Origin of the sequence: Alcaligenes sp. AB3 (assembly GCF_031844565.1) — a bacterium.
GTDB lineage: Bacteria > Pseudomonadota > Gammaproteobacteria > Burkholderiales > Burkholderiaceae_B > Alcaligenes > Alcaligenes faecalis.
Genome location: NZ_JAUZVM010000011.1, coordinates 38,505 through 57,630 on the forward strand (window position 1 = coordinate 38,505; position 19,126 = coordinate 57,630).

The 19,126-nt window shown below is 60.1% G+C and carries 18 protein-coding genes; 2 read left to right on the forward strand and 16 right to left on the reverse strand.

What is annotated here, in order from left to right; all coding sequences use genetic code 11:
* The 16 genes from Q9R35_RS16950 to Q9R35_RS17025 form a co-directional block, all read right to left on the reverse strand.
* Nucleotides 1-717, reverse strand: coding sequence for an ATP-binding cassette domain-containing protein (locus Q9R35_RS16950; protein ID WP_311220166.1), 717 nt, complete (start codon nucleotides 715-717; stop codon nucleotides 1-3).
* A complete protein-coding gene (locus tag Q9R35_RS16955; RefSeq protein WP_311220167.1) occupies nucleotides 714-1,472 on the reverse strand; it encodes an ABC transporter ATP-binding protein in 759 nt (252 codons plus the stop codon). Before Q9R35_RS16955 ends, Q9R35_RS16950 begins: the two co-directional genes overlap by 4 nt.
* The gene (locus tag Q9R35_RS16960; protein ID WP_042488614.1) at nucleotides 1,469-2,407 is read right to left on the reverse strand and encodes a branched-chain amino acid ABC transporter permease; all 939 of its coding nucleotides are present in this window, start codon (nucleotides 2,405-2,407) and stop codon (nucleotides 1,469-1,471) included. Before Q9R35_RS16960 ends, Q9R35_RS16955 begins: the two co-directional genes overlap by 4 nt.
* On the reverse strand, nucleotides 2,408-3,289 hold the full coding sequence (locus Q9R35_RS16965) for a branched-chain amino acid ABC transporter permease (RefSeq protein WP_021447074.1): 882 nt from the start codon (nucleotides 3,287-3,289) through the stop codon (nucleotides 2,408-2,410).
* On the reverse strand, nucleotides 3,286-4,488 hold the full coding sequence (locus tag Q9R35_RS16970) for an ABC transporter substrate-binding protein (protein ID WP_236780031.1): 1,203 nt from the start codon (nucleotides 4,486-4,488) through the stop codon (nucleotides 3,286-3,288). The genes Q9R35_RS16965 and Q9R35_RS16970 overlap by 4 nt, the downstream gene beginning before the upstream one ends.
* A gap of 239 nt (nucleotides 4,489-4,727) precedes the next feature.
* Complete coding sequence (locus tag Q9R35_RS16975; RefSeq protein ID WP_042488605.1) at nucleotides 4,728-5,189, reverse strand: MarR family winged helix-turn-helix transcriptional regulator; 462 nt, start codon at nucleotides 5,187-5,189, stop codon at nucleotides 4,728-4,730.
* A gap of 116 nt (nucleotides 5,190-5,305) precedes the next feature.
* Nucleotides 5,306-6,082: an ABC transporter permease gene (locus Q9R35_RS16980; RefSeq protein ID WP_252605881.1), complete on the reverse strand. Its 777-nt coding sequence runs from the start codon at nucleotides 6,080-6,082 to the stop codon at nucleotides 5,306-5,308.
* A 40-nt stretch (nucleotides 6,083-6,122) separates the two neighbouring features.
* Nucleotides 6,123-6,908, reverse strand: coding sequence for an ABC transporter permease (locus tag Q9R35_RS16985; protein ID WP_042488602.1), 786 nt, complete (start codon nucleotides 6,906-6,908; stop codon nucleotides 6,123-6,125).
* A complete protein-coding gene (locus Q9R35_RS16990) occupies nucleotides 6,905-7,669 on the reverse strand; it encodes an ABC transporter ATP-binding protein (RefSeq protein WP_109089026.1) in 765 nt (254 codons plus the stop codon). Before Q9R35_RS16990 ends, Q9R35_RS16985 begins: the two co-directional genes overlap by 4 nt.
* Complete coding sequence (locus Q9R35_RS16995; protein ID WP_042488596.1) at nucleotides 7,666-8,640, reverse strand: ABC transporter substrate-binding protein; 975 nt, start codon at nucleotides 8,638-8,640, stop codon at nucleotides 7,666-7,668. Before Q9R35_RS16995 ends, Q9R35_RS16990 begins: the two co-directional genes overlap by 4 nt.
* Nucleotides 8,641-8,714: 74 nt before the next feature.
* Complete coding sequence (locus Q9R35_RS17000; RefSeq protein WP_199265274.1) at nucleotides 8,715-9,731, reverse strand: 3-hydroxybutyryl-CoA dehydrogenase; 1,017 nt, start codon at nucleotides 9,729-9,731, stop codon at nucleotides 8,715-8,717.
* The gene (locus tag Q9R35_RS17005; protein WP_063689429.1) at nucleotides 9,731-10,813 is read right to left on the reverse strand and encodes an NAD/NADP-dependent octopine/nopaline dehydrogenase family protein; all 1,083 of its coding nucleotides are present in this window, start codon (nucleotides 10,811-10,813) and stop codon (nucleotides 9,731-9,733) included. The genes Q9R35_RS17000 and Q9R35_RS17005 overlap by 1 nt, the downstream gene beginning before the upstream one ends.
* Before the next feature lie 164 nt (nucleotides 10,814-10,977).
* Nucleotides 10,978-11,757 carry an alpha/beta hydrolase gene (locus Q9R35_RS17010; protein WP_197314286.1) on the reverse strand — a complete coding sequence of 260 codons (780 nt, stop codon included), beginning with the start codon at nucleotides 11,755-11,757 and terminating at the stop codon, nucleotides 10,978-10,980.
* A 6-nt stretch (nucleotides 11,758-11,763) separates the two neighbouring features.
* A complete protein-coding gene (locus tag Q9R35_RS17015) occupies nucleotides 11,764-12,897 on the reverse strand; it encodes an ABC transporter substrate-binding protein (RefSeq protein WP_199265275.1) in 1,134 nt (377 codons plus the stop codon).
* A 14-nt stretch (nucleotides 12,898-12,911) separates the two neighbouring features.
* Nucleotides 12,912-13,697 carry an ABC transporter ATP-binding protein gene (locus tag Q9R35_RS17020; RefSeq protein WP_045930664.1) on the reverse strand — a complete coding sequence of 262 codons (786 nt, stop codon included), beginning with the start codon at nucleotides 13,695-13,697 and terminating at the stop codon, nucleotides 12,912-12,914.
* A gap of 3 nt (nucleotides 13,698-13,700) precedes the next feature.
* The gene (locus Q9R35_RS17025) at nucleotides 13,701-14,753 is read right to left on the reverse strand and encodes an iron ABC transporter permease (protein WP_042488579.1); all 1,053 of its coding nucleotides are present in this window, start codon (nucleotides 14,751-14,753) and stop codon (nucleotides 13,701-13,703) included.
* 143 nt (nucleotides 14,754-14,896) lie between these two features.
* On the opposite strand from Q9R35_RS17025, the gene Q9R35_RS17030 reads away from it, so the two are divergent.
* Both Q9R35_RS17030 and Q9R35_RS17035 read left to right on the forward strand, forming a co-directional pair.
* A complete protein-coding gene (locus tag Q9R35_RS17030) occupies nucleotides 14,897-15,652 on the forward strand; it encodes a serine aminopeptidase domain-containing protein (RefSeq protein ID WP_311220168.1) in 756 nt (251 codons plus the stop codon).
* A 157-nt stretch (nucleotides 15,653-15,809) separates the two neighbouring features.
* Nucleotides 15,810-19,010, forward strand: coding sequence for a DEAD/DEAH box helicase (locus Q9R35_RS17035; RefSeq protein ID WP_311220169.1), 3,201 nt, complete (start codon nucleotides 15,810-15,812; stop codon nucleotides 19,008-19,010).
* The last annotated feature ends 116 nt before the right edge of the window (nucleotides 19,011-19,126 follow it).

Below are 19,126 nucleotides of genomic sequence, written 5' to 3' on the forward strand. Positions count from 1 at the left end.
TCAAAGTCCCAAATGGCGTTGCAAAAGGGCGGCGTCCTGGCGTAACTGCTCGGCAGGGCCGTCGTAAACCAGCTGACCATTGCCCAGCAACAAGGCTCGATCCGCCAATTGCAGGGCCAGGCTTAAATTCTGTTCGGCAATCAGCACGGTAATGCCCTGCTCGTTCAGCGTTTGCAGCTGCGGTAGCAAGGTGTCCTGAATGGTCATGGGGGCCAGGCCTTCGCTGGGTTCGTCCAGAACAATAATGGAGGACTGTGTCAGCAGGGCGCGGGCCAGCGCCAGCAATTGCCGTTCGCCACCACTCAAGGCGGAGCAGGAGGACTGGCGGCGCTCGTACAGACGCGGCATGGATTCATAAATGCTGTTCAGCGTCCAGCGATCATCCGAGCGCGGACGGCGGGCCAGCCCGGCCAGGCGCAGGCTTTCCTGCACGGTCAGTGTGGGAAATCGGCCCCGGCCTTGTGGCACCAGCGCCATGCCTAGAAAGGCGATTTTGTGGGTAGGCCAACCCGCAATATTTTGTCCATGCACATTGATTTGCCCACTCCACTGCGGGCCCATATTGAACAGGCAGTGCAGCAGGCTGGTTTTTCCGGCGCCGTTGCGGCCCAGCAGGGCCACGCTCTGGCCGCCGGGAATATCCAGCGAAATTTCTTTCAGAATGTCGGCCCGATCGTAGCGTGCATGCAGGCCCAATATGTTCAGCGCTGTGCTCATGCTGTCTCCAAAGCCAGTTCACCCAGGTAGGCCTGGCGCGCGCCAGCGTGCTGGCGCACGGCGTCCGGGGTATCGCAGGTCAGCAAGGTGCCGGACGACAGCACGGCGATCCGGTCGCATTCCTGAAAAACAATATCAATGTCGTGGCTGATCAGCAGCACGGCGCATTGGCCGCGCATGGCATGGACCAGCGCCATGACTTCACGGGATTCGGATTCGGACAGGCTAGCGGTTGGCTCGTCCAGCAAGAGGACTCGGGGTTCCTGCGCCAGGGCAATCAGCAAATCCAGGATGCGTTGCTCGCCATAAGACAGGGAGCGGGCCAGCAAATGGCCGCGACCGGCCAGGGCGCTGTGTTCCAGCAATGCTTCGGCCGCTTGTTGACTGGCATTGCGGGCAGACTTGCGGCCCCACCAGTGGTAGCCGCAATCTTTTTTGATGCGCACGGCCAGGGCCAGATTTTGCAGCAGGCTCAGTTCAGGAAAGATGCGGCTGGTCTGAAAGCTGCGTACCAGACCTTGCTTGGCGCGCTCAATGGGCCCCAGGCTGCGCAGGTCCTTGCCTTCCAGCAAGACCTGGCCGCTGGAGGGCGTGGCCAAACCGCTGATGATATTGAACAGCGTGGTTTTGCCTGCCCCATTGGGTCCAATCAGCCCCAGGGTTTCGCCCGCACGCAGCTCCAGACTGACATCCGTCAGGATATCCAGGCCCCCCACATGCAAGGCCAGTTCGCGAGTGCTTAGTAACACGCTCATGAGGACCTCTTGCGCCGCTCAGCCAGACCGTTGGGCATGAACAGAACCGTCAGCACAAAGATCAAACCCACCAGCAACTGCCAACGATCCGTGTAGGAGCTGAGGTAGGTCTGGGCAAACAGATAAAACGTAGCGCCGATGAACGCCCCGCGCCAGGTGCGTATGCCACCGATCACGCCCATGATGATGAGTGTGGCCGAGAAGCTCCAATGCACTTGTTGCGGGCTGACGTACTGGTTCGCAAAGGGATACAGGCCGCCAGCTGCACCGGCTACCGCACCTGCAATCATGAAGGTGTAGAGGCGAATGCGCCATGCCTGATAACCCAGGGCAGCCATGCGCAAGGGCTGGTCACGCAGGCCGGTCAAGGCCAGCCCGATCGGGGCGCGGCTAAAGGAGCGCAGCAGCAACCAGCAGATCACCGCCAGCACCAGGGCCAGAATCATCAGGGTGTAGGGAGCGCTCAGGGGCAGGTCACCCAGGCTCAGGCGCGGGAAACCGCGCAGGCCGTCTGCACCGCCGGTGACGTCACGCCAGCGAAATGCCACTTCCCAGATCAACTGACCGGCAACCAGCGTTGCCACCATGAAAAACAGTTCGGAGCTGCGCAGGCTGATCAGCGCCATCAAAATGGACAGCAAGGTCCCCGCCACAATGCCCACCAGCAACATCAGTGGCAGGGACGCGCCCCAGTACTGGCTGCTGACGGCGGTGGCGTAGGCGGCAAAGCCAAAGACGGCACCGTGACCCAGGGACACGAGGCCGCCGTAACCAATCAAGAGATTGATGCTAAGGACAGCGCAACCAATCAGCAGGGCTTCGGTGCCAAAGCGCCACAAGAAGGCGTCGCCCCAGAAATAGCTGCTGAGCAGGACCAGGCAGGCCAGAGCGGGCCAAAGTCCAGTGCGCAGCAGGCAGGTGTTGAGCTTGTTCATTTAAACCTGACGCGTAGCGGATTTGCTCAAGCCATTGGGCCAGCAAAGCAGAAGGCCCAGCATGACGGCCAGGGTGGCGGCATTGGCAAAGGCCGGGACCCAGACGCGGGCAAAGGTGGTGACGAAACCCAGAATCAGTGCGCACAGCAAGGTGCCGCGTACCGAGTTCAAGCCGCCAATGACCACCACCAGCAAGGCCAGCAAGAGGATTTCTTCATCCAGGCCGGGGTAGACCGACAGCATGCCTGCGCCCAAGGCTCCACCCAAACCGGCCAGACCGGCGGCCAGCGCCATGCCGATGGCAAACAGGCGACGCGAGTTCAAGCCCAGGGTCTCGACAATCTGGGCGTCCTGCACGCAAGCGCGAATGGCCGCGCCCCACAGGGTGCGATCCAGCAGAAACCAGAACAGCAAGGCCAGTGTCAGGCCGGTGACGATCAGGAACAGACGATAGGTGGGGAAGGGCAGACCCATGATCCACACGCCGCCACGCAGCACTTGCGGCAGCATGGGCGAGAGCGTGTCGGCACTGAAACCCCAGCGCATCAGGTCCGCCAGAATGACGGACAGGCCGTAGGTCAGCAGCACCTGCATCAAGTGGGTGCGCTGGTAGAACTGGCGAAAGGGGAAGCGGTCCAGCAACAAGCCCATCAGCCCGCACAGCGCAAAAGCGGCGGGGAAGGCCAGCCACCAGGGCGCGCCGGATGCCAGCCACTGGACGCTGATATAGCCGCCCAACAGGAAAAAAGAACCGTGTGTCAGGTTGATGAAGTTCATCAGGCTGAGCACTAAAGACAGCCCCAGCCCCGCCAACATCAGCAGGGCTGAGAAGGACAGGGCATTGAGGATTTGAAGCAGGAAATAAGACAAGGTGGAGCTCAAGAACGCGGGCCGGGGTCCTGGATACGCTGGTAAGTGTGAACCACGGTGTTAAAGGGGCGACCTTGGGCGTCTTTTTCCACCCGGTTGACGTAAATATCCAGAATGGACTGGTTATTGCGCGGGTCAAAAGCCATGGGGCCAAAGGCCGTGTTGATGGGCTTGTCCAGCAGGGCTTGCTTGAAGACGGCCTTGTTGGACAGATCCCCTTTGACCGCATCCAGACCGGCCTTGATGACCTGGCCGGTTACGTAACCGGAGGTGCTGGCCTCGCCGGGCAAACGGCCACGACTGGCTTGGTAGGCGGCAACAAAGTCCTGGGCAGCCGGAGCGCCAGGCGATTGGTGGAAGGTGCTGACACCACCCAAAGCGGCTTCGCCTACAGCGGTAATCACGTCTTCCTGATCAAACAGGGCGCCGGGGCCCACGATCTGGATCTTGCCGTGCAACTGGTAGTCCTGCATTTGCTGGTGGAAACGAACGGCGTCGGCACCGGCCAGGAAGGTGTAGACAAACTTGGGGTTGCTGGCAGCCAGATTCATCAGGATGGGCGCGAAGTCGGGCGTACCCAGGGGTGTCCAGATGCGCTCGCCCAGCGTGCCGCCTTGTTCCTGATAGGTATTGGCAAAGTCGTCGATGTATTCGCGGCCTGCGGTGTAGTCCGAACCCAGCGTGATACCACCGGATTTTTCGATATGCTCGAAAGTCCACAAAGCGCCGGTGTGGCCCAGCATCCAGCTGGTTTTGGTGGGGCGAAACACGTAGGGGCTGGCGGCTTCACGTGCCAGGCCATTGGCAGCGGCGTTGGAAATAAAGGTAGGCAGTTGCGCATCGTGCACGATGTCACGAATGGCCAGTGCGATATTGGCGCTGATGACGCCGCCCAAAATGTCGATCTTGTCGCGCTCGATCAGCTTGCGCACTTTACGGATGGCTTCGTCCGGCTTGCCGTGATCGTCCTCGACCAGCAACTGCACCTTGCGCCCACCCATTTCGTAATTGCATTGTTGCAGCATCAACTCCAGACCGGCGCGCATGCTTTCGCCCAAGGAGGCGAAGGGGCCGGACAAGGATGTCAGCAGGGCAATTTTCAGGGGACCGTCTTGGGCGCGAAGCAGGCGGGGAACGCCAAATAGCAAAGGGCTGGCCGCGGCAGCTAGCAAGAGCTGGCGACGTCCAGCACGGGTAGGGGAGAGAGTCACGAGAGCTTGTTTCCGTAAGAGAGCCAAGTTCGCCTGGGAAGACATTTCAGGCAGGAGGCTGCGCTACTAAATGTTAATCATTATCATTTTATGGCCTTTCCTGATGTAAATAAAGGCTCATTGCCTTTGGGTGTCCATTTCAAGCATGGATAATCCGTGCCGACAGGCCCCGATTTGGGGCTGATCAGCTTGAGAAAGCGGCCATGTGGACGCTTTGCAGGAAAGCAGAGGGAGAGCGCTTAGCGAGCATCCCCATTGATATTGGCGCGAATGCGGTTCAGAAACTGGCGCAGTTGGGTCAGTTCTTCAGCCGAAAAGCCCTGAATGGCACGGTGATGAATGTCCAGAGCGGCGGGCAGGACGCGCAGAAAGTGCTGCCGACCTTGCTCATGCAGATGGATCAGTACACGGCGCTGGTCCAGAGGGTCGGGCTGGCGGGACAGGTGGCCTGCGTTTTCCATCACCACCAGGGCGCGCGACAAGGTGGTTTGATCCACGTCGGTATATTGCGCCAGGGTGCTGACGCCCAGCCCATCAGTTTCGTTCAGAAAAGCCAGCACGCGCCAATGCAGCAGGGTCAGTTCATGGCTGCGCAGCAAAGTTTGAAAGTCAGCATTTAAGGCCGAGGTACTGCGATTGAGCAGATAGGGAATAAACGTATCGTGCCCGGTATAGGCGTCGGTCAGAGGACGGCTGGCCATAGTGAAGCGGCTTCCTTGATGCAGAAAAAAAGCAGGCTACTCGCTCAGAGTGATTGAGTGAGCCTGCGAAAGCCCGGTCAGCGCTGCCATTGACCGGGCAAGTGGTTGGTTCAGTCTCAGTTCGTATGATCCACTTTGCGCTGCAAAGCGGCAATCGTCAGGTTCAGTGCGAAGCCCAGCACACAGATCCAGACCAAGGGTACAAACATATCAATCGTGCGGTAGCTGCGTGCGGCGGCGGTCAGCATATGGCCCAGACCGTCGGTGGAGGCAATCATCTCGGCCAGAAAAACCACTACGCAGGCAATGACGCCGGCCACCCGGACACCGGCCAGCACGGTCGGGCTGATGGCGGGCAAAATGATTTTCCACAGGCAGGCACTGCGGGAGGTACCCGCAGCACGTGCCGACCAGATCAGCTTGCGGTCCACGGTTTGCGCCGCCACCCAGCTGGCCATCAGCACAGGGAAAATGGCGTCTGAAACCACCAGCGCAATTTTCGATGAGCTTTCAAACCCCATGATCAGGATCAGTGCCGGGTAAAGGGCGATCTTGGGGATAGGGGCCAGCAGGCGGATCAGGGCATCCAGCAGAAACGAGCTCCAGCGTGTCAGTTGTGCAATCAGCGCCAGGGCGACACCGGCCACACAGGCAATCAGCAAGCCGCTGATCAGGCGGTAGACGGTGATGCCCAGGTTCTGCCAGAAGTCCGCCTGACCGGCCAGTTCCAGTACACGCATCAAAATGGAAGAGGGGGCCGGCAACAACTGCGGGCTGACCCAGCCCGAGCGGGTGCACAGCTCCCAGACGATCAGCATCAGGGCTGGACTGATGCACAAAGACAGGCCCGACCAATCACGGCGTTTGGCCGGGCGGGTTTGAGTAGAACGCATAGCTTGTCCCGGTGAGGCTAAGGTTTTGGTGGTCATAGCGTCATCCTTTGTCCATCAGGCTCTGGGTAGAGTCATGCCAGTGCGTGCAGCGTTTGCGGACAAACTCGAACAGCGCATCGCAGGCAATGCCCAGCACGGCCAGCAGCATGATGACTGCATACACCGTGGAGTACTGCGCCATATCCATGGAGGTGAACAGCAGATTGCCTATGCCTTCCTGACGCGCAATCATCTCGGAGGACACCATCACGATCAGGGCCATGACCACCCCGACGCGGCAGCCAATCATGACTTCCGGCAAGGAGGCGGGCAGCACAATCTTGCCCAGACGGGCCAGCGGCCCCATGCCCATGGACTGTGCCACCCAGATCAGCTTGGGCTCGATACGGGTTGCGCCGTGATAGCTGTGATAGAGCAACGGCAGGGATACCCCCAGCGCAATGACCAGAATCTTGGAGAAATCCCCCAGACCGAACCACAGCATCAGGATCGGCATCAAGGCCGCTTTGGGCATGGGGTAGGCCAGGGCCACCAAGGGATAGAAGGCGGTATAGACCAGACGGCTGCGACCCATGGCCAGACCCAGCGGCACGGCTACGACCAGCGCCAGGGCATACCCGGCAAACATGCGGCCTACCGACTGCAGGATGGCCGACCAGGCCATCGGGTCGCTGATCAGGGCGGGCAACTCCTGCAGGGCTGCCCAGGGGCTGGGAAAGGAATCCAGCCCCACCCAACGGGCCAGCCCTGCCCAGGCCAGCAGCACCAGAATGGCCGCCATGACCAAAGAGGCCCAGCGATGTTCATACCAGTGCTGTGGCGTCATGGGTGGGCCTCCGCCATCAGGGATTGCTCCAGACGAATAATGGTTTCCTGATAGACCGGATTGCGCAGCAGCTCGCTACGGACGCGGGGGCGGGGCAGGTCAATCTCCACCACCTCCTTGATGCGGCCGGGCGAGCCGGTCATGACAATCACGGTATCGGACAGGAAGACGGCCTCGTCCACGCCGTGCGTCACAAAGACTACGGTGTTGCGCAACTGCTCCCACAAGCTGAGCAGTTCCGTTTGCAGGGTGACGCGCGTATGCGCATCCAGCGCCCCGAAGGGCTCGTCCATCAGCAGGATGTCAGGCTCATAGGCCAGGGTGCGGGCAATAGCCGCACGCTGACGCATGCCGCCGGACAGCTCACGCGGATAGAAGGAGGCGTAAGGCCCCAGCTTGACCTTGTCCAGCCACTCGCTGGCGCGCTGTTCGGCCTGGTCCTTGGACATGCCTTGTTCGCGCATGCCGTAGGCTACGTTTCCCAGCACGGTTTTCCAGGGAAACAGGGCGTATTCCTGAAACACCGGGCCCCGGTCTGGACCTGGGCCGGTAATGGGCTTGCCCTTGACGCGGATCTGGCCGCTGGAGCAGGACTCAAAGCCCCCTAACATATAGAGCAGGGTGCTTTTACCGCAGCCGCTGGGTCCCAGAATAGAGACAAATCGCCCTGCCGGAATGCTCAGGGCGATGTCTTGCAGGGCCGTATGGCTGCGGCCCTGCCGGGTGTTAAAGGTTTTACCGACACCATCCAGTTCAATCATGGTGTTGCCTCGCGTAAATCAGCCCGATAGAAGTCCTGCACGTTCAAGGCTTTTTTCAGGAAACCAGCCTTGTGATAGCGGTCGTAAGTGCCCTGGATGGATTCCAGGTTGGGCTGCATGTCCGGGACGCGGGCAAAGTCCTTGTCGGTGAACAGGTACTGGGCCAGCAAGTCCTTGGGCGCACGGGTAATTTGGGCGGTGACTTCCACGGCCAGCGATGGGTCTTTGCTGAGCATGCCCATGGCGGTCTTCAAGTCCTGCACATAGGCGCGCACCACTTCGGGGTTGGCGTCGCTATAGGATTTGCTGCAGGCTTCGAAAATCTGTACGGATGGGCTGGCCACTTCGGACAGGGAAAACAGCTTGCGCAAGCCGCCTTTCTTTTCGTTCAGCAGGGCAAAGGGCTGGGCCATGGGACCGGCATCAATGCGGCCACTGCGAATGGCGTCGGCGGCAGGCGGAAAGCCAGTTTCAACGATTTTCACGTCCTTGTCCGGGTCAATGCCGTTCTGACGCAACCACAACAGCATGTCGAAGTACACCCCGGCACCATAGGCATTGGTGCCAATGACCTTACCTTTCAGGTCCGCCGCGGTCTTGATCGGGCTGTCTTCCTTCACGGCCCAGTAGACGGAGAAGTGATCATCGTCCGAGTGCACGTGCTGGGCCACGATATAGGCTTCCAGACCGCTTTCAATCGCGCCATTGGCCAGCGACATGGGGGCCATGGTGGAGCACTCCAGAACGCCAGCGCGCATAGCCTGCACCATGGGCGAGGTGCCCTGGAACTGAGTCCACTGGATTTGATATTTCTTGCCCAATTGCGGGAACAGCTCGGGGCGCTTGGCCATCAGATACTTGGCTTCCTCACCCGGAATGGTCCAGCCTACCCGCAGGGTGGGGACTTCCTGAGCCTGGCTCAGACCATGACAGCTCATCAGGGCAAACAGCAACGCAGCGGTTGTTTTCATCGTCGGGCCGCCCCAAGATGAAAAGCGCCCTCTTGGAGGGCAGCAAGCCGAAGGCGCAGCGTGGGAGTCTTTTTTCATTCCTGTGTCTCCTTGGCAAGGTGTTCGGCGCGGGCAGGGACCAGGCCGATGTGATCCAGCATTCCCAGTACGCGGGCCAGCACATCACGGCGGTATGCCTGTTGCTGGTCCACCGGGTATTCGTGAAAGCCCTGTCCGCTGCGCAGACCGTTGCGTCCACTTTCCATATAACGGGTGATGATGTCGGGTACGGCGTAGCGTTCGGGGTCCAGGTTCTGCGATAGATACTGTCCGGCGTGATACAGAATGTCGTTGCCGCCGTAGTCGATGAACTCCAGCACGCCGATGCTGGCAAAGCGGAAACCCAGGCCGTAGCGGGTGGCTTTATCAATATCAGCCGCACTGGCCACGCCTTCCTCCACCATGCGAGCAGCCTCGTTCATGATCAGGGTTTGCAGACGCGGAACGATGAAACCGGGATGGCAGCCACAGACCACGGGCACTTTGCCGATGGACTCCAGATTGCTTTGCAGACGGCTCAAGGTCTGCTCGTTGGTGCCGGGGTGGGCGCTGATTTCAACCAGGGGGATCAGGAAGGCCGGGTTGAGCCAGTGCGCGTTCAGGAAACGCTCGGGATAGCTCAACATGGGGGCCAGATCCGAGGCCAGCATGGTGGAAGTGGTGGAGGCGATCAGTGCATCGGGCTGGGCCAGTTCACCGATACGCCCCAAGGCGTCGGTCTTGGCTTCCCGTGTTTCGGGCACGCCTTCGTAAATCAGATCGGCCAGGCCCAGCACTTGCGCCGCTTCACTCAAGGGGGCGACGCTGATGCAGGCCAGATAGCCGTCGATCTGTTCGGCGGCGAACATGCCCAGGTCGGCCAGCTGTTCCAGCGTGGCACGCAATTCCCGGCGTATTTCGGCTTCCAGACGGGCGCTATCAGCAGGCTGACGGGGTTTGAAGTCCAGTAAGGTCACGGCTTGGCCGCGCAGCGCATAGGCTAGGGCGATGCCCCGCCCCATGCGACCTGCGCCCACCGCAACGATACGTTTGATCGGGGCGGGCGCGTTCATCAGGCTCTCCCGGCGTGCAGCATCTCTTGCAGTTGTTCGCGGCTCATCGTGTCCAGACCCAGGCTGGCCAGTGTGCGTTGGCCCTGGCGCAGGTCTTCTCCCACGATGGCACCGGCAATGGCCAGCAAGCCTTTGGTGACGGGGGCGTCTACGCCGGCCCAGTCGGCGACGGAAGCGAAGAAGGCCAGACCCAGCATGGTGTCTTCACGCATGTAGCGGTGTTCGTGCAAGTCGATCTTCTCGCGCCAGTCGCCGCTTTTCACCAGCTTGGCGTGCGAAGAACGGTCGCCATACATCCACTGGTCGTTTTCGTAGTGGTCGGACAGGGGGAAGTGCGGGGCACCATAGCCCAGCGCTTCACGAATGCGCATGCGCTCATTGTCCAATTGCGTGGTCACGGCACGTACCGAGGGCTGAGTGCCTTCGTTATGAATATCCCAGGCCGGAAAGTGCTCCAGCGGGCCTGCGTTCATCATGATCAGAGGTGGGTGGATGATGGGGCCGGCATTCATCAGGGCGCCGGACAGGGCATCTTCGCAGCGCTCCACGCTGGGGAACACTTTGCCAATCACCTCCAGGGCGTGGTCGGTATTGCGCGCGGGGTACACGCCGGTAGGCAGGCGGGTGGCGCGAGTGGTGATGTTGATGACGGTATCGCCATGCTTGCGGGCCAGCCAGGGCAGGGTGCCGGTTTCAGCCCAGCTGACATCGGCCTTGTTGCCGGTGCCGCGCACGATCTCGCTCATGATGAAGGAGCCAAAAGTGCCTGGTGGCAGGAACACGACCTGGCCGTCGGTCAGGTGGGGGGCCATGACGCGGGCAATATCGGTTTGTGCAATGGCGGGCGAAGGAATCAGTACCAGGTCGGCACCGGCGATCGCCTCGCCAATATCCGCGCAGACTTTGGCAATGGGGATGTCACGCTCGCCTGCTTCGTCTTTCAGTGTCATGACTGGACGGTCCAGCAAGGGCTGCAGCTGAGCCGTGTCGCGACGCCACAAACGTACTTCGTGACCCTGTTCGCTCAAGTCTGCCGCTGCTGCGTAACAACCGTGCCCGCCACCTAATACCGCTACCTTCATATTCGTCTCCAATCTCTTTTTTTGATTTCTATGCACTTGCATATAAATACAGACTAAAAGATGTTGAGGCCTAAAACAAGAGGACGAATGGGGGGAGTTACCCTAGGGCGGGAAAACTTGGATATGAAGGGAAAAGACGCAGAGTGCGTGCAAGAAAAAAGCGCCTAAGCCGCGCCGCAGGCCAGTTCCAGGGCGCGCAGGGTGGCTTGTGCCAGCACATGGCCATGACCGGCTCCGGGCAGCACATGCAGATTGGCCTGCATGCCTTGAGCTTGCAAGTGCGCTTGCAGTTTTTGCATGGTGGGCAGGGTAGGCACACCATTTTTGCGTCCTTCCGGTCCTGCTGCCTGAGCGCTAAGCGGATACCAGGCCTCGGAGGCACCGGCCAGAATATCCACCTGTACCGGCTTGCCCAACTGCTCCAGCAAAGTCCAGATCAGGGGATCGCGCCACCACAAGGACGGGCTGGCGCACAGGTAGTGCTGGATGGGCAGGCTGTGCTGACTAAGGGCATACAGCACAAACAGGCCAGCGTAGGAATGGCCGTACAAGCTGATGCGCGAACGGGTCAGCGCGGGTTCTACTCGTTGGGCCAAGGCCAGAGCCAAGCGCACTTGTTCGATCATGGCGGGTGCGCCACCGGCTTGCCACTCGGGAATGCGCGGATCTTCCCATAGGCCGCCGTCCGGGCCGGGCGGGGTGTAGTCCAGGGCGCGATAACGGGTGATCTGATCGCGATCGCCTTGATAGCCCAGCGACAGAATCGCGCAGTGCTGCAAGGCGGGGTGGCCGCTTTCTTCCAGCAGGGGCAAGGTCCACTGACCATCAAGCAGGCACAGCAAAGGCAGAGGGCCTTGTGCAGGCTTTCCGTCCGGCAGGCGCAGCAAGACGTGATGAGGATGGCCGCCCGCAGGCGGCAGTTCCAGTGGTATCAGACGAGACATGAAGGCTTAGGGGGCGGGCTTCAGATCAATCATGTAGGTGCCTTCCATCGGCACGGTCAGAAAGCGCTGGTTTACCTCTTCCAGCGTTTTCAAGGCCGAGACCCCTTCAAAACGATCCGGGTGAATCCAGGTTGCCAAGGCCTCAATGAAAATCATGTGCAAAGGCGAATCGTTGAAGGCGTGCCAGATGCCGTGGCTATTGCCGCTGCGCACGGCTGGCAAGGCTTGCAGACGGTTGCCATCGATAATGGCCTGTAAGCTTTTACGGGCCTGTTCTTCGCTGACGCCTGTGCCAATGGCCAATCCACCGGAGGTGGTGCGCTTGCCTGCGCCTGTGCCCGTGGCCACATAGACCACAGGGGCGCGGGAGTGGATGTACTCAAAGTTCAGCTTGCCGGTGGAGCTTTTCAGAACGTCCGCGCCAATATTGTGACCGCCTGCATAGGTGATCATGTCGTTGAAGGTGCCTGCACCGGGAGAGTTGCAGCAGTCTGTGCTGCCTGCATGGGCGTGCACGAACACAGGCGGGTGATCTTCCTTGGGGAGATCGGCCAGTCGCTGGGCCACGCCTTGCATGTGTTCTTCGTAGAACTGAATGAATTCGTCGGTGCGTTCTTTCTCGCCCACGGCGTAACCCAATGCGCGCAGGCTGGGCACGGTGTTTTCCAAGGGGTTCACAAAGAAGTCGATCACGATGACGGGCACTTTGGCGGCAGTCAGGCGCTGGATCAGGGCCGAGTCGCGCGTGTCCTGACCGGGAGTCAGGCCCGCAAAGGCGGCAGTCAGTACCACCAGGTCGGGGCGCAGGGCCAGAGCTTGCTCAACCGAGAAGGTGTCTGCCGTATGGCGACCTACAACGGGGATTTTGGCCAGTTGTGGGTAGCGCTTCAGATAGGTTTCGTATTCGTTGGAGAAAGATGTTTTGAACTCGTCCGACCAGCCTGCAATCAGGTTGGCAGGCTCGGGATGCACCAAAGCCAGCACTGGAAAATGTCGCGCCTGGGTAAGCACAATGCGCTTGGCCGGGCCGGGCAGGGTAACGGTACGACCCATGGCATCGGTAACTTCGATGGGCTGGGCTTGCACACCCAAAGGCAAGAGCAAGGTCAGCGACAACAGCAGGTGGCGCAGGATGTTCATGGGTTCTCCGAAGGTCACAGCACAGGCTCTTGCAGCCCGTCGATAATGATTTGCAAGGTGCCTTGCGAGCAACTTTCCACGCGGGCACGTACGCCATAAGCCTGGGCCAGCGAGGTGGGGGTAATGACTTTGGACGGTTCCCCTTGCGCCAGCAGACCGCCGCCTTCAATCATCAGCGCATAGTCGCTGTGGCGCAGGGCCACGTTCAGGTCATGCAGCACGATCAGGGTGATCAGATTATTGTCGTGCGTTTCCTGGGCCAGCAAATCCATCACGTGGAATTGATAGTTCAGGTCCAGAGCAGACAAGGGTTCATCCAGCAGCAGCAAAGTGGGCTTGCGTATCAGGGCTTGTGCCAGGCCCACCAGCTGTTTCTGGCCGCCCGAGAGCTGGTCCAGATAGTGCATGGACAAGTGTGCAATGCCCAGGCGTTGCAGGATGTGCATGATGTGCTCATGGTCCACATCGCGGGCATGGCCGCCGGGGGCCGAGGCATTGGCCGCCACCAGCACGGATTCAAACACACGCAGATGGACTGAGGCGGGCAGGGACTGGGGCAGGTACACCACTTTTTGGGCGCGCTGCTCGAAACTGACGCCGCTCAGCTCCTGGCCGTCCAGCAAGATCTTGCCGGTGGTGGGCTTGAGCAACCCTGCCAGGGACTTGAGCAGGGTGGATTTGCCGCTGCCGTTGGGGCCCAGCAAAGCCACCAGCTGACCGGGCTGCAAAGGCTCGATGGTCAGCTTGGACAGGATTTCGCGTTTGCCGTAAGACAGGCTCAGATCGTGGACTTCAAGCATGGTTCACTTTATTTGGCGGCGCAGCACAACGCCCAGGAAGAAGGGCACACCCACCAGCGAGGTGACAATGCCGACCGGGATGATGATGCCCGGCACAATGTTTTTCGAGGCAATCGAGGCCAGCGACAGAATTACCCCACCGACCAGCGCACTGCCGGGCAGGTAGAAACGGTGGTCTTCACCAAACAGGCGGCGGGCAATATGCGGTGCAATCAGGCCCACAAAGCCAATCGTGCCCACAAAGGAGACGGCCAGCGCGGCCAGCAAGCTGATGCGCAGCAAGGACACCAGACGCAGGCGCGAGACATTGATACCAAAGCTGGTCGCACGGTCTTCACCCAGGCGCAGCGCGGTCAGTTTCCAGGTATCGCGCAGGGAAAGCGGCAGAATCAGCGCAAAGACCGCCAGCATGATGCCGACCTTGCCCCAGGACGAGCGCGACAGGCTGCCCATGGTCCAGAACACCAGTCCTTGCAGGGCTTCGGCGCTGGCCACAAACTGCACCAGTGAAACCAGTGCATTGAAGGAGAACACCAGCGCAATGCCAAACAGCACCAGATTGGCGGTGCTCATGGCGCCCCAGCGGGCGACCGCGTCCAGCAGCATGGCGGACAGCAGGGCGAAAATAAAGGCATTGGCGGCAATGGTCCAGGCTTGCGGAATGCCGGGAATCGACAGGTCCAGCACAATGGCCAGGGACGCGCCAAACGCCGCTGCCGAGGAAATCCCCAAGGTAAAGGGGCTGGCCAGCGGGTTGTTCAGGATAGTCTGCATTTCCGCGCCGGACAGGCCCAGCGCCAAACCAATGGCCATGGCCATCAGGGCATAAGGCAGGCGGATTTCCCAGACGATGACGCGGGTGGTTGGGTCGGACTGTTCCGGGTTGAACAGAGCGTGGCTCAGTTCTCCCAGGTTAAGGCCCGACGGTCCCAACATGAAGTCGGCCACAATCGAGGCCAAAATCACAAGAACCAGCGCACCTACCAGGAGCCAGCGACGTCTGAGGATGTGTTGATAGTCGGCCAGAGCAGGGGCCGGAACAGCGGATGTGGACATTAAGTGTCTGAATGATAACCGTTTACATAGAAAGAAAGTATAGTTCATTGGCTAGGGTCTGTTAACTCTAAAAGCAGTCTGCTTTCGGCAGGCTGTTCGTGCTTGTAGACCTTGGCCTTTGGCGTCCTTACCGCGATTCTTTTATGCAGCTTGAACATCTGGATTTTCTTTCCCCTTTGGGCCGACAGTATCGTCTGACTTTGGCCTGGCCGGACACGCCAGCGCCTGCGGATGGCTGGCCATTGCTGTGTGTGCTTGATCTACCGCAATTTGAAGCGGTGTTGGCCACCTGTGAAAAGCAGGCTCCACAAGCCTGTGCCGTGCTGGGGATAGGTTATGGCGCGGAGGTCTGGCGCGATCAGGACTTCACGCCCGCGCTGAATGGAGAAGCAGGTCACGCGCCGGATTTTCTGGCCATGATGCAGGACGTTTTCTTGCCCTGGGCCTACGCACAAGCCCCTTTGAATGCGCAGCGGCGTCTGCTCTGCGGCCATTCCCTGGGTGGCCTGTTTGCCTTGCAACTGCTGTATCAACAGCCAGAATTGTTCGATGCACTGGTGGTGTCCAGCCCCTCGGTCTGGTGGGGGGAGGGCTATCTGGCTCGATTACTGGCTCAACCCTTGCCCAAAGCGGCCATGACGATGCCCGTGCAATTCTCCGTTGGCGAGTTCGAGCAAAGCCTGGGCCCGGCCGAGGAAGCCATGCCCGAAGACAAGCGCGAGTTGCGTCGTTTGCGTTTGCAAGAGCGCCGCATGGTGGATGGCACCCGCGAACTGGCGCAGGCTTTGGCGCAGCAACAAGGTGGTGAGCCGCGTTTTCGCATCGTGCCGGGCTGTAATCACAGTCAGTCCGGTTTGGCCGCTTTGCCGCAAGCTTGTCTGGAATGGTTGGCTGAGTAGTCCTGTGTCTTCTTGCCCACAAAGACGTGCAGCACGGTGATTGGCTGTATCCTCTGAACGTCCCCGAGCAGACCCGTATAATGCTGCTCATGCTTGCTTGAACCGGCTTTTCTGCCTTTCTCGTTCTCTTCTTCCCGTATTTTCAGGTCCCCGCCCTATGGCTGCGCGTCGCGCTTCGTCTGTTTCCGATTCTCCCGTCCCCACTCAAGTGGGCTTGCTGCTCCATCCCCAATGGTTGGATTATCCGCGTCTGGAAGGTGTGGCTCGTCAGGTCGCCAAGAAGGCGCGTTTTCAGGACCGGGCAGGCATACGACGCGTATGGCTGAAAGCCTGGCGCTTGCCGCAGGATGCCGCTTTTTTCAATCAGATCATCGCTGCCGAACTGGGCTTGAAGGATGCGGACCAGCGCCTGGAGTCCCAAGGGGTGCCTGAGGTTGTGATTCGTACCCTGCGTCTGCTCTATCAAATGAGTGCAGACAAGCTGGAGGCGGATGTTTATGAAGCCCTGCGCGAGCAACTGCTTGAACAGCGCGGTCAATTGGCCGGAGCGATTGCCTCCCAGTCCTTGCCCTTAAGCGAGAACTGGCCCGACGCCGAACGCGGCCCGCGCTTGCAGGCTTTGGTGCAGGCCTGGCAGTCCTTGCCCCTGGCACAAACCTATCTATGGCAGTTGCAGGCCGAACAGCGTGACCGCGAGCAACGCAGTCAGCGTTGGGAACAGGCTCAGAAAGAACGTGAACAAGCGCGCCAAAAAGAAAAAACCGACAAGCAGCGCAAGTTCGATCAAGCCCAGGAGCGTTTGACAGCCTGGCTGAAAGAGCAAGGTTGCGAGCCGCAACGCATCACCCTGGAGGCCTTTGAGGGCCTGCAAGCCGGTGAGCCTGCCCACTGGTTCATGACCGTGTATGGCCGCAATGCCAGCGCCGCTGTCTTGACTCAGGAATTCAAGCTGGATGCCGAGCAGCAGGAGTTTCTGTTGCAAGCCCAGGCACAACGTCAGGAACGTCAGCGCGAGCAACGCCAGCAGCGTTGGGCCTGGGAGCAGGAGTGCATAGGCTCGGAAGAGACTATGGCCTTGCTGGGTATTACCCGGCAGGAGTACGAGCTGTGGCTAGCCGATCGCCGCTTGCCCAGCACCAAGCTGGAAGTGCGTGGCGGAGCCGCTGGCGGCCGTGACCGTGTTGCCCATCATCCGGATTTGCTGGTGGCCATCGACCAGAACCAGATTGAACAATGGCGCGAGCAGCACGCCAGTACCTTGAGCAATCGTGAGCGTGCGCAGTACCAGCGAGCGGCTGACCGCGCCCGCACGCAATGGCGTCAGCAACAAGTGCTGAACCAGATCAAGAAGCAAGAAGAGTGCGATTACGAAATTGACCCGGAAGATCCACTGCGCCTGTGGTGGCACAAGGATTTGTGGCTGGCGGTGAATGTGCCCGTAGCGGGTGAGCGTCAGCACTGGCGCGCCAATGTTCGTATGCAGGCCGCCGTGCCTTTGCCACGTACCGGCTCGGAGCTGGATCGATTGCCCGCTCGTGTTTCGGTCTTGTTCAACACGGCAGCTCAAAACCGTCTGTCCCAGCGTCTGGAAGATTCGCTGGATGCGTTTTTGCAAACCCAGCGCCCCCTGATTGATGGCTCGTCCTTTCTGGAACTGGCCAAAGCCTTGCGCATGGCTCTGGAAGAGGGCATCGAGCAAAAGGAAATCGAGGCCGGGGATTTTGAAAAGCGTCTGCTCAATGGCCCGGTGCGCCGCATCCTGGAAAGTGTGGAGCAGCAGCGCGCTCAAGATCTGATGCGCCTGGGCGATTTCCCGGAAATGTTCAGCCTGGCCCGAGGCATTCGCCGCCATCTGGTGTTCCGTTTGGGCCCGACCAACTCGGGCAAGACGCATGAGGCCCTGGAAGCTTTGATGGAAGCCCGATCCGGCGTGTATCTGGCCCCGCTGCGACTGCTGGCCATGGAAGTGCGTGACCGCCTGATGAATGCTGGTATCCCTTGCAATCTGGTGACGGGCGAAGAGCGCGTGATGGTGCCCGGTGCCCAGCACACCGCCTGCACGGTCGAGATGATGGACCCCACGATGGAAGTGCGTGTGGCCGTTCTGGACGAGATTCAAATGCTGCAAGACGAGCAGCGTGGCTGGGCCTGGACGGCAGCCTTGGTCGGTGTTCCGGCCCGTACCCTGTTTGTCTGTGGTGATGCCTCGGTCTTGCGTCCGTGCGAGCGTCTGGTGCGCTCCATGGAGGAGACCATGGAGCTGGAATTTACCGAACGCAAAACTCCCCTGGAGGTCATGCCTTACCCAGTGGAGCCGCCACGAGCAACAGGCAAGCAAGGGCGTCATGAAGCGCCGTGGCGGGGGCGCAAAGATCGTCAGCGTGAAGCCCAGGGTGTTTCCAAAGGCGACGCGGTGGTGGCCTTTACCCGTAAGGACGTACTGACGCTCAGTGCTCGCTACCGCGCCCAAGGCTGGAAAGTCGCCACCATTTACGGCGCGCTGGCTCCTGAAGTGCGCCGCACCGAGTCCGAGCGTTTTTCTCAAGGCGAGGCTGATGTGCTGGTAGCCACCGATGCGATTGGCATGGGCTTGAACCTGCCGATACGGCGCGTCCTGTTCTCTACGGTTCACAAGTTCGACGGCCGCTCCATGCGCGCCCTGAACGCCACCGAAGTGCGCCAGATTGCCGGACGGGCAGGCCGCTATGGTCTGTACCCCAAAGGCTATGTGGGGGCGATGGACAAGCAGGACTTGAACCATATCCGTACCCAATTGCAGAGTGATGCTCCCAGTGTGGATTTGCGCTTGCCCATTGCACCCAGCCCCGAGCACGTGCAGGCGCTGGCGTCCTTATTGGATAACAACAATATTGGCGCGGTGCTCCAGTACTTTGCGCAGAAAGTGGCTTCTGATAGCCCCTTGTTCCAGACAGCGGGCTTGAAAGACGCCATCGAGCTGGGCTTTTGTGTAGACCGTCTGGCCCCCAAGCTGGAGTTGCGTGAGAAGTTCACCTTTGCCTGTGCGCCGGTGTCCGTGGATAAGGATACGGAGCTGGATTACTTCAAGCGTTGCCTGTCAGCCTACGTGGCGCAACGCCCCATGGCCTTGCCACCGGCGCCGTCCTGGTTGAAATCCGCCAGTCCCTCTCGTCTGGAAGATGCCGAATTGCTGAGTAAGCAGATCAGCCTCTATGCCTGGTTCAGCATGAAGTTCCCGCAAGTGTTTGACCAAGGACCCTGGTTGCCGGAAGTGCGCTCCCAGGTCAGCCGCTTTATTGAGCGCAGTCTGCTGCACCAAAGCGGTTTCGGGCAGACCAGCCGCGAGGCTTTCGGGACGCCATCGCCGGGCCGACGCTGATTCGTTTTAACTCGTTTGCTACCGGATCGGACCGAACGGAAACGGGCTGCGTCGATCCGGTTTATATCGTTTGATACACTATGCCCTGTGCGGACGTGTCCGTACGGTCCGGTTAA